Genomic DNA, 9239 nt, shown 5'->3' on the forward strand with positions numbered 1-9239 from the left:
CCGGACCTCGACTGGGAGAACCTGGCCAGGGCGAACCAGACCGTCGTGGTCTACATGGGCGTCTCGATGGCCGCCCCGATCGCGGCGCGCCTGATCGGCGCCGGCCGCGCGGGCTCCACCCCGGCGCTGATCGTCGAGAACGCCAGCCGCGCCGACGAGCGCCGCCGCATCACCACGCTTGCGGGCCTGCCTGAGGCGGCGGCGGCCGTCCGCGGTCCGGCGCTGCTCATCGTCGGCGAAGCCATGGCGCTGGCCCAGGCGGGCGAAGGCGCCGCCGCGCACGTCGAAACCCCTGTCCGTGAGGCCCGCGCATGAAGGCGCTGACCGGAAACCTGCTGCTGAACGGCGAGGCCGTGTTCTGGGCCGACGGCAAGTGGGTCGCCCGCTTCCGCGACGCCGAACTGTTCGACGACGGGGCCAGGGCGGAGGCCGCGGAGGGCCTGGCCAAGTCGCAGCAGACCGTCGTGGTCGATCCCTATCTGATCGACGTCATCGAATCCGAAGGCCTGTGGGCGCCGCTCAGCTTCCGCGAACGCGTGCGCTGTCTGGGCCCCACGAACCATCCCCAGCACGGCAAGCAGGCGCTGGGCGGCGACGACATCGACGCCCTGCGCCACGCCCACGGCGCGGCCCGCTCGACCGGCCGCGTCAACCTGATCAAGCGGAAGTAGCGCCGATGTACCAGTACGACGTCATCGACAAGGAATTCACCCAGGACCGCGTGGCCGAGTTCCGCGAGCAGGTGGAGCGCCGCCTGGCCGGCGAGATCACCGAGGACCAGTTCAAGCCGATCCGGCTGCTGAACGGCCTCTATCTGCAACTCCACGCCTACATGCTGCGGATCGCCATCCCCTACGGGACGCTGACCTCGAAGAAGCTGCGCAAGCTGGCCTGGATCGCGTCGACCTACGACCAGGGCTACGGCCACTTCACCACGCGCACGAACCTGCAACTGCACTGGATCAAGCTGAAGGACGCCCCGGAGATCCTGGCGGCCCTGGGCGAAGTGGGCATGCATTCCATGCAGACGTCGGGCAACACGATCCGCAACGTCACGGCCGACCCCTACGCAGGCGCCGCCGCCGACGAGCTGGACGATCCGCGCGTCTGGGCCGAGGCGATCCGCCAATGGTCGACGCTGCACCCCGAGTTCAGCTTCCTGCCGCGCAAGTTCAAGATCGCGGTGACCGCGTCGGCCAAGGACCGCGCGGCGACCAGGGTCTACGACATCGGCCTGGCCATGCGGCGCGGCCGCGGCGGCGAGCTGGGCTTCGAGGTGATGGTCGGCGGCGGTCTCGGCCGCACGCCCTACCTCGGGCCGACGATCCGCGAGTTCCTGCCGACCCGCCACCTGCTGAGCTACCTGCAGGCGATCCTGCGCGTCTACAATCGCTATGGCCGGCGCGACAACATCTGGAAGGCCCGCATCAAGGTGCTGGTGGCCAGCCTCGGCGCCGAGGAGTTCGCCCGCCAGGTCGAAGCCGAGTGGGCCAAGTCCGAACAGGAGCAGGTGGACCTGCCGGACATCGAACTGGCCCGCATCCGCGCCGACTTCACGCCGCGGTTCGAGCCGCTGAAGCCGCGGTCCGAGGCGGTGGAGGCCCTGAAGGCGTCCGACCCGGCCTTCGCGCGGTTCGTCCGGCACAACGTCCATCCGCACAAGGTCCCGGGGTACGCGCTGGTCGACGTCTCGCTGAAGACGCCGGGCCAGACGCCGGGCGACATGACCTCGGAGCAGATGAACGTCGCGGCCGACCTGGCCGAGACCTATTCGCTGGACGAGATCCGGGTGAACTACACCCAGAACCTGATCCTCCCGCACGTGAAGCTGGACGACCTGCCGGCCGTCTACGCGGCGCTGAAGGCGTCGGGCCTCGCCACGCCCAACATCGACCTGATCAGCGACATCATCGCCTGCCCGGGCCTCGACTACTGCGCCCTGGCCAACGCGCGGGCCATCCCGGTCGCGCAGCACATCGCCGAGCGCTTCGCCGATCCCGAGCGGGCCGAGGCGATCGGCGAGCTGAAGATCAAGATCAGCGGCTGCATCAACGCCTGCGGTCACCACCACGTGGGCCACATCGGCATCCTGGGCGTCGATAAGAAGGGCGAGGAGTTCTACCAGGTCACCCTGGGCGGCTCCGGCGAGGAGGACGCGGCCCTCGGCTCGATGCTGGGCCCGGCGCTGCCGGCCGACAAGGTCACCGACGCCGTCGAACAGATGGTGGAGGTCTATCTCCGCGAACGCCGCGACGGCGAGCGCTTCCTCGACACCTTCCGCCGCACGGGCGTCGCGCCCTTCAAGGAGGCCGTCTATGCCGACGCGCATTAAGGTCCAGGACGGGCACATGTATCCGGTCGAGGACGCGTTCACGAACGTGGCCGACGACCAGGACATCCCGCAGGGCGACGTCATCCTCTCGCTCACGCGCTTCCAGGCCGAGGGCGACCGGCTGCTGTCGGAGGGCCGCGCCGTGGGCGTTCGCCTGAAGAGCGACGAGGAGGCCGAGGCGCTTGCCTACGACCTGCCGCGACTGGCGCTGGTGGCGCTGGAGTTCCCGAAGTTCCGGGACGGCCGCGCCTATTCCAACGCCCGCATCCTGCGCGAGCGCTACGGTTTCGCCGGTGAACTGAGGGCGGTGGGCGACGTCCTGCGCGAGCAGGCCCACTTCATGCTGCGCTGCGGCTTCGATGCCTTCGAGCCGGCCGACGGCTCCGAGGCCCAGCAATGGGAAGCGGTGACCCGCAGGTTCCGCCACGTCTACCAGCGCGCCGCCGACGGCCGTGAGCCGGCCTTCGTGGAGCGCGGGCGTTGAGCCTGGCCTACGACGCGTTCGACCCCCAGGGCGCGGCCGCCCTGCGCCTCGACGCCGAGTTGCGCCGCGCGCATCCGCGCACGGTCCTCGAGGCCGCCGTCGAGAGCTTCGGCGACAAGCTGGCGCTGGTCTCCTCGTTCGGCGCGGAGTCGGCGGTGCTGCTCGACATCGCGTCCAGGGTGAAGCCGGACATCGCGGTGCTGTTCCTGGACACGGGCATGCTGTTCGGCCAGACGCTGGACTACCGCAGGACCCTGGCCGAGCGCCTGGGCCTGACCAATGTCCGCGACCTGCGCCCGCACTATCAGGACCTGGCCACCGTCGATCCGCAGGCCAGCCTGTGGCAGACCGACACCGACGCCTGCTGCAACGTGCGCAAGGTGGCGCCGCTCGACCGCGCGCTGGGCGAGTTCGACGCCTGGATCACCGGCCGCAAGCGCTTCCACGGCGGCGACCGCCTGAACCTGCCGGTGGTCGAGCACGCCGACGGCAAGGTGAAGTTCAATCCGCTCGCCAACTGGGGCAAGGCCGACCTCGACGCCTATGCCGAGGCGCACGGGCTGCCGGCGCATCCGCTGGTGGCGCAGGGGTTCCCTTCGATCGGCTGCTGGCCCTGCACCCAGCCCGCCGCCGACGGCGAGGACCTCCGTGCGGGCCGCTGGAAGGGTATGGACAAGACCGAGTGCGGCATCCATGTCGCGCGTGCGCCGGGGACGCCCAACAACGTCGGCGGCGACATCTGAGGCATCAGTGGAATGAACGACGTGACTTTTGCTCAGCCGGCGCAGGCTCCCCAAGCGTCTACAGGGGGGCTGAAGGCGTCCGGCGCCTTCTTCGTCGAGACCGTGACGTGGGTCCATCACTGGACCGACAGCCTGTTCTCGTTCCGCACGACCCGCGACCCGGCCCTGCGCTTCTCCAGCGGCCAGTTCGTGATGGTCGGACTGCAGAAGGAGGACGGCAAGCCGCTGGTGCGGGCCTATTCGATCGCCTCGCCCTCCTGGCACGAGGAACTCGAGTTCTATTCGATCAAGGTTCCCGACGGTCCGCTGACCTCGCGCCTGCAGAACATCAGGGTCGGCGACCAGGTGCTGATCGGCCGCAAGCCGACGGGCACGCTGGTGCTGGACGGACTGAAGCCCGGCAAGCGGCTCTACATGCTGGGCACCGGCACGGGCCTGGCCCCCTGGCTGTCGCTGGCGCGCGACCCCGAGGTCTACGAGCGCTTCGAGACCGTCGTGGTCACCCATACGGTGCGTGAGGTCCGCGACCTCAACTACGCCGAACTGTTCGAGAAGGAACTCAGGGAGGACGAGATCCTCTCGGAGCTCATCGGCGACAAGCTGAAGTACTATCCGACGGTGACGCGCGAGGAGTTCCGGACGAAGGGCCGGATCACCGACCTCATCGCGAGCGGCCGGCTGTTCTCCGATCTCGGCCTGCCGGCCTTCGATCCGGCCGAGGACCGGATCATGCTATGCGGCGGTCCCTCGGTCCTGGCCGACCTCAAGCAGCAGCTCCTCGACCTGGGCTACGTCGAAGGGTCGATCGCGCAGCCGGGCGACTTCGTGCTGGAGAAGGCGTTCGTCGAGACCTGAGGCCCGGCGCGGGCCAGCACGAACGCGGCGCGCGCTTCGACCGTCCCGACCGGCACGACCACGGGCTCGTAGCCGAGCGTCGGCAGCGTGCGCAGGATCCGCTCGAAGACCGCCTCCATCGCCGACCAGTCCTCGCGCCGCTCGGCGTCGGTCGCGTAGATCTCCCGCCAGGGCGGGAACACGAACACCTCGCGGTTGTAGCGCCGCGTGCGGATGGCCTCGACCAGGGCGGGCGAGGGGGCGACGCCGTTCGCACCGTGCATGTCCATCAGGCCGCGGTCGAAGAAGACGCGCGCCGTCTCCGAGGCCAGGCGATCGAAATCGGCGATGTCGCGCGCGGTGGTGAGGTCGCAGCACGCCTTCGGGTCGATCCACGGGACCGCGCGACCGCCCTGCGCCGCCTGCTCGCGGATCACGGTGCGGATATTCTCGGCCACGACGCGTTCGCCGCGGGCCTGCAGATGGGCGAGGAGGGTGGTCTTCCCGGTCCCGCCGCCGCCTGTGAAGACGTGGAAGTTCGGCTTGTGGATGATGTCCCGCCCCCGATCGCGGCGCGATCCGCCCGTGCCGGCGGCGAAGCTACGCGGGCGGGCAGCCCTTGAACTCGCCGACCTTCACCGCGGTGAGGGTGGAGAGGTTCAGCTTCTGCATCGGCTTCATCGAAGCCGCGTTCTTGCCGGTGTAGAGGTCGATCCGCTTGCCCTTGATCGCGCCGCCGATGTCGGAGGCGTACCAGTAGCCGTCGTGCGACTGGCCATCGGGCATGGCGAGGCCGACGGTCTCCTTGATGAAGATCACGGTGCGGCGCGGGATCACGGTCCTGTCGACCGCGATGGTCCGCATCGGCACGACCTTGCAGCCGAGGCTGTCCAGCACGCCCACGCCCTTGGCGCCGGCATGATAGAGCGTCGCCTTCACGTTGAAGACGCCGGTTCCGGGGAGCGCCCCGGAGATCACCGAGGTGATGAGGTCGCCCACGGGATCGTTGTTCGCGGCTTGCGCGTTGGACGCGATACCGATGGCGGAAAACACTGCCAGGGCGGCGAGGCGGCGTCGCATGACGGCGTCCTCCTTCGTCGTTTGAACTGGTGGCCGGACTCCTACCGGCTGAGGCCGTCCGGGGCAACCCCGGAAGGGCGATCGGTCGCGGCCGTTCAGTTTTCCTGACAGTCCACGCCAGGCCTCATCGCTTGCCCACAGAGGCATTTCACCCCAAAGCGAAGCTCCGGATCCGGGAGCTCGGCGCATGAAAATCTATGGGGACAGCAAGTCCGGAAACTGCCTGAAGGTCAAATGGACGGCCGACGCCGTCGGTCGCGCCTATGCGTGGATCGAGACCGACATCATGGTGGGTGAGTCGCGCACGGACGCGTTCCTGGCGATCAATCCGGCCGGCCAGGTCCCGGTCGTGATCCTGGAGGACGGCCGGCCGCTGGCGCAGTCCAACGCCATCATCCTGCACCTCGCCGAGGGCTCGGACCTCATCCCCGCCGACGCCTACGACCGGGCGCGGATGCTGGAGTGGATGTTCTGGGAGCAGTACAGCCACGAGCCCTATGTGGCCGTCGCCAGGTTCCAGGTGCGCTACCTGGGCCGGCCGGTGGCGGACCTGGAGCCGCGGATCGTGGAGCGCGGCGGCCAGGCGCTGGCGCGGCTGGAGCTGGCGCTGCAGACCTCGCGCTATCTCGTCGGCGATGCGGTGACCCTCGCCGACGTGGCGTTGGTGGCCTACACCCGCGTCGCGCACGAAGGCGGCTTCGACCTCGCCCAGTACCCGGCTGTGAAGGCGTGGGTGGCGCGTGTCGAGCAGGCGCTGAGTATCCGCGACTCGTAGCGGCTTGCGTATGTCGCACGGCCACGCGAAACCGAAGGCATGAAACGCCTCCTCGCGCCGCCCCTCGTGGCGCTCGCCCTCGCCTTCGCCGCGACGCCGTCCTCCCTGTTCGCCTGGGGCAACACCGGCCACCGGCTGGTGGGCGAGCTGGCGATGAAGGCGCTGCCGGCCGACCTGCCGGCGTTCCTGCGCACGCCGCAGGCCGCCCGCGACGTCGGCGAGCTGTCGCGTGAGCCCGATCGCTCGAAGGGGTCCGGACGGCTGCACGACCAGGATCGGGACCCCGGCCACTTCGTCGACCTCGACCTCGACGGCAAGGTGCTGGGCGGCCCGCCGATGCTCCCGCTCGCGGGCACGCGCGCCGAGTACGAGACGCAGCTTCGCGCCGCGGGCCTGGACCAGTGGAAGGCGGGCTACCTGCCGTATTCGATCATCGACCGCTGGCAGCAGCTCACCACCGACTTCGCCTACTGGCGCGTGCTCGCCGCCGCCGAGCGGAACCCCCGGTGGGCGGCCCATCGCGCCTGGTTCCGGGAGGACCGCCTCCGGCGCGAAGCGCTGATCCTGAAGGGCCTGGGCGAGCTTTCCCACTTCGTGGGCGACGGCAGCCAGCCGCTGCACGTGACCGACCGCTTCAACGGCTGGGGCGACGGTCCGAACCCGGCCGGCTACACCAAGGCCAGGATCCACGGTCCCTTCGAGGGCGACCTCGTGCTGGCGAGGGTGAAGGCCGGTTCGGTGAAGGCGAGGATGACGCCGCTCCGGCTCTGCGACTGCCCGATCGAGCAGCGCGTCTCGAACTACCTGGTCACGACCGGCAACGAGGTCGTGCCGCTCTACGAGATGGAGAAGGCCGGCGGCATGGCGCCGGGCGATCCGCGCGGAGCGGCCTTCGCAACGGCGCGTCTCGCCGCCGGCGCGTCCGAGCTGCGCGACGTCGTGGTCGAGGCCTGGCGGGCCAGCGAGAACCGCCAGGTCGGCTGGAAGCCGGTGGCGGTGAAGGACGTGGTCGCCGGCAGGGTCGATCCGTATCCGGCGCTCTACGGCATCGACTGATGGCCGGGCCCCAGTTCGGCGAGCCGCCGGCGGGCTATGTCCCGGTCGATCGGCCGGCCGCGTTCGGCGTGATCGCGCAGGACGGCCTGATCGCCCTGGTTGAGGTCGAGTGGGCGGGACGGGGGCTTCTGCTCCACCTGCCGGGCGGCGGCCTGGACGACGGCGAGACCGAGGCCGAAGCGGCTGTGCGGGAGTGCGGCGAGGAGGCGGGGCTGGCCGTCGCCCTGGACGCTGCGCCGTTCGTCCGCGCCGACCACTACTTCCTGCACCACGACAAGGTCATCCGGAACACCCGCGGGGCCTTCTTCGCGGGCCGGGTCGTCGCCGAGAACGCGGCCCTGAAGACGGAGGAGGACCACCGTCTCGTCTGGATGGAGCCCCGCGAGGCGATCGTGCGGCTCGAGCGGGAGTCGCACGCCTGGGCGGTGGCGGCGTGGCTGCGATTGCGCGCACGCGCCTGAGGCGCTAGCGAGCGCGGCATGACCGCCAGAATCATCGAGGGCGCGCCTGTGGCCGAACGGCTTCGGGCGGATGTGGCGACCGAGGTCGCGAGGCTCAGGGCCCAGCATGGGCTGCAGCCGGGCCTGGCGGTGGTGCTGGTCGGCGACGATCCGGCCAGCCAGCTCTACGTGAAGTCGAAGGGCGAGCAGTCCAAGGCCGCGGGGATGCACTCCGAGACCCACCTGCTGCCAGGCGATACGACGCAGGAGACGCTGGAGACCGTGGTCCGCAAGCTGGCTGCGGACCCCAAGATCCACGGCATCCTGGTCCAGCTACCGCTCCCGAAGCATCTCGACGAGAAGCCGGTCATCGAACTGATCGGGCCGGACAAGGACGTCGACGGACTGCACGTCGTCAACGCGGGCCGCCTGGTGGCGGGTCTCCCGGCCCTGGTGGCCTGCACGCCCACCGGCTGCCTCGAGCTGATCAAGGCCACCCTGGGGGACCTCACGGGCAAGACCGCCGTGGTCGTCGGCCGCTCGCTGCTGGTCGGCAAGCCGATCGCCCAGCTCCTGCTGGCCGAGAACTGCACCGTGACCATGGCCCACTCGCGGACGGTGGACCTGCCCGCGGTCTGCCGGACGGCGGATATCCTGGTCGCCGCGGTCGGTCGGCAGCGGATGATCCGCGGCGACTGGATCAAGCCGGGGGCGTGCGTCATCGACGTCGGCATCAACCGCGTGCCCTTCGACGATCCCGAACAGGCGGCGCTGGGAAAGACCAAGGTCGTCGGCGACGTGAACTTCAAGGAGGCGCGCGAGGTGGCGGGGTCGATCACGCCGGTGCCGAAGGGCGTCGGGCCGATGACGGTCGCGGTGCTGCTGGCCAACACCGTCAAGGCCGCCAAGCTGCAGGCCGGGCTGCCGGCGTAGGTTCCTGGCGACCTGGGCCGAGGCGGAGCGGCCGGCAGGACGGACCGGTGGGTCTTCGCTGGGTTTGTCGTTCTGCAAACCCCTCCTGAACGTCATGGCCGGGCGTGTCCCGGCCATCCAGACACGCAGGCGTGCGGAAGCGGCCCGCGGCGGGCGCCGCTGCGAGCTTGGTCGGGATCGGTGCTTCTGGATGGCCGGGACAGGCCCGGCCATGACGTTCGGGGGGAGTGGCGACGAGCGGGAGAGCAGGACGCCCCGTCAGGCCGCCCGGTCAGGACGTGTCCGTCAGGCGCAAGGGCGCCGAGCCGGCGAGGAGGGCGGCGCGGCCCTTGGGGCGGCGCTCGGGGTCGAGGAGGGCCTCGGCCCTGGCGTAGCTCTTGCCGATCCTGCGCACGGCGGTCTCGACCGCGGCCTGGATGGCGGCGGCGTCGTGGTCCGGGTCGCCGGTGAGGCGCAGCGGGGTTTCCCAGTCGGGGCGTTCGTATTCGTTCCAGTCGCAGCGTTCGGGAGGGTCGCCGCGCTCTTCGCGTTCCTCGGACTCGGCGTCCGGGTCGGCTTCGGC

Annotated in this window: 13 protein-coding genes; 10 read left to right on the top strand and 3 right to left on the bottom strand. The window is 70.3% G+C overall.

Annotation, left to right across the window (positions count from 1 at the left end; genetic code table 11):
- The 6 genes from JNL41_RS16710 to JNL41_RS16735 form a co-directional block, all read left to right on the top strand.
- Positions 1-315: SAM-dependent methyltransferase (locus JNL41_RS16710; protein ID WP_365698439.1), on the top strand; the 315-nt coding region annotated here is incomplete at its 5' end.
- On the top strand, positions 312-671 hold the full coding sequence (locus tag JNL41_RS16715; RefSeq protein ID WP_293474976.1) for a DUF2849 domain-containing protein: 360 nt from the start codon (positions 312-314) through the stop codon (positions 669-671). The genes JNL41_RS16710 and JNL41_RS16715, both read left to right, overlap by 4 nt.
- Positions 672-676: 5 nt before the next feature.
- A complete protein-coding gene (locus JNL41_RS16720) occupies positions 677-2332 on the top strand; it encodes a nitrite/sulfite reductase (protein ID WP_293476917.1) in 1656 nt (551 codons plus the stop codon).
- Positions 2316-2816, top strand: coding sequence for a DUF934 domain-containing protein (locus JNL41_RS16725; protein ID WP_293476918.1), 501 nt, complete (start codon positions 2316-2318; stop codon positions 2814-2816). Before JNL41_RS16720 ends, JNL41_RS16725 begins: the two co-directional genes overlap by 17 nt.
- 2 nt (positions 2817-2818) lie before the next feature.
- The gene (locus JNL41_RS16730; protein WP_365698443.1) at positions 2819-3559 is read left to right on the top strand and encodes a phosphoadenylyl-sulfate reductase; all 741 of its coding nucleotides are present in this window, start codon (positions 2819-2821) and stop codon (positions 3557-3559) included.
- A 12-nt stretch (positions 3560-3571) separates the two neighbouring features.
- On the top strand, positions 3572-4414 hold the full coding sequence (locus JNL41_RS16735; protein ID WP_293476922.1) for a ferredoxin--NADP reductase: 843 nt from the start codon (positions 3572-3574) through the stop codon (positions 4412-4414).
- Here JNL41_RS16735 and JNL41_RS16740 read toward each other — a convergent pair.
- Together JNL41_RS16740 and JNL41_RS16745 are read right to left on the bottom strand one after the other, a co-directional pair.
- Positions 4348-4947: an AAA family ATPase gene (locus tag JNL41_RS16740; protein WP_365698445.1), complete on the bottom strand. Its 600-nt coding sequence runs from the start codon at positions 4945-4947 to the stop codon at positions 4348-4350. The genes JNL41_RS16735 and JNL41_RS16740 overlap by 67 nt on opposite strands.
- A 46-nt stretch (positions 4948-4993) precedes the next feature.
- Positions 4994-5473 (bottom strand): 3D domain-containing protein, encoded by a 480-nt coding sequence (locus JNL41_RS16745; RefSeq protein WP_293476923.1) that lies wholly within the window; start codon positions 5471-5473, stop codon positions 4994-4996.
- Positions 5474-5660: 187 nt separating this feature from the next.
- Here JNL41_RS16745 and JNL41_RS16750 point away from each other — a divergent pair, with 187 nt between their 5' ends.
- From JNL41_RS16750 to folD, 4 genes are read left to right on the top strand one after another with little or no spacing between them, the layout of a single operon-like run.
- Positions 5661-6248, top strand: coding sequence for a glutathione S-transferase family protein (locus JNL41_RS16750; RefSeq protein WP_293476925.1), 588 nt, complete (start codon positions 5661-5663; stop codon positions 6246-6248).
- A 39-nt stretch (positions 6249-6287) separates the two neighbouring features.
- Positions 6288-7304 carry a S1/P1 Nuclease gene (locus JNL41_RS16755; RefSeq protein ID WP_293476927.1) on the top strand — a complete coding sequence of 339 codons (1017 nt, stop codon included), beginning with the start codon at positions 6288-6290 and terminating at the stop codon, positions 7302-7304.
- Complete coding sequence (locus JNL41_RS16760; protein ID WP_293476928.1) at positions 7304-7765, top strand: NUDIX domain-containing protein; 462 nt, start codon at positions 7304-7306, stop codon at positions 7763-7765. Before JNL41_RS16755 ends, JNL41_RS16760 begins: the two co-directional genes overlap by 1 nt.
- An 18-nt stretch (positions 7766-7783) precedes the next feature.
- Positions 7784-8677 (top strand): bifunctional methylenetetrahydrofolate dehydrogenase/methenyltetrahydrofolate cyclohydrolase FolD, encoded by an 894-nt coding sequence (gene folD / locus JNL41_RS16765; protein ID WP_293476929.1) that lies wholly within the window; start codon positions 7784-7786, stop codon positions 8675-8677.
- A 271-nt stretch (positions 8678-8948) separates the two neighbouring features.
- On the opposite strand, the gene JNL41_RS16770 is transcribed toward folD, so the two are convergent.
- Positions 8949-9239: hypothetical protein (locus JNL41_RS16770; protein WP_293476930.1), on the bottom strand; the 291-nt coding region annotated here is incomplete at its 5' end.

The organism is Phenylobacterium sp. (genome assembly GCF_016793285.1).
In the GTDB taxonomy this organism is placed as follows: domain Bacteria; phylum Pseudomonadota; class Alphaproteobacteria; order Caulobacterales; family Caulobacteraceae; genus Phenylobacterium.

Excerpts from the sequence above, each read along its gene's own strand:
- JNL41_RS16715 (WP_293474976.1), top strand. The coding sequence starts at position 312 with ATGAAGGCGCTGACCGGAAACCTGCTGCTGAACGGCGAGGCCGTGTTC.
- JNL41_RS16720 (WP_293476917.1), top strand. The coding sequence starts at position 677 with ATGTACCAGTACGACGTCATCGACAAGGAATTCACCCAGGACCGCGTG.
- JNL41_RS16725 (WP_293476918.1), top strand. The coding sequence starts at position 2,316 with ATGCCGACGCGCATTAAGGTCCAGGACGGGCACATGTATCCGGTCGAG.
- JNL41_RS16735 (WP_293476922.1), top strand. The coding sequence starts at position 3,572 with ATGAACGACGTGACTTTTGCTCAGCCGGCGCAGGCTCCCCAAGCGTCT.
- JNL41_RS16745 (WP_293476923.1), bottom strand. The coding sequence starts at position 5,473 with ATGCGACGCCGCCTCGCCGCCCTGGCAGTGTTTTCCGCCATCGGTATC.
- JNL41_RS16750 (WP_293476925.1), top strand. The coding sequence starts at position 5,661 with ATGAAAATCTATGGGGACAGCAAGTCCGGAAACTGCCTGAAGGTCAAA.
- JNL41_RS16755 (WP_293476927.1), top strand. The coding sequence starts at position 6,288 with ATGAAACGCCTCCTCGCGCCGCCCCTCGTGGCGCTCGCCCTCGCCTTC.
- JNL41_RS16760 (WP_293476928.1), top strand. The coding sequence starts at position 7,304 with ATGGCCGGGCCCCAGTTCGGCGAGCCGCCGGCGGGCTATGTCCCGGTC.
- folD (WP_293476929.1), top strand. The coding sequence starts at position 7,784 with ATGACCGCCAGAATCATCGAGGGCGCGCCTGTGGCCGAACGGCTTCGG.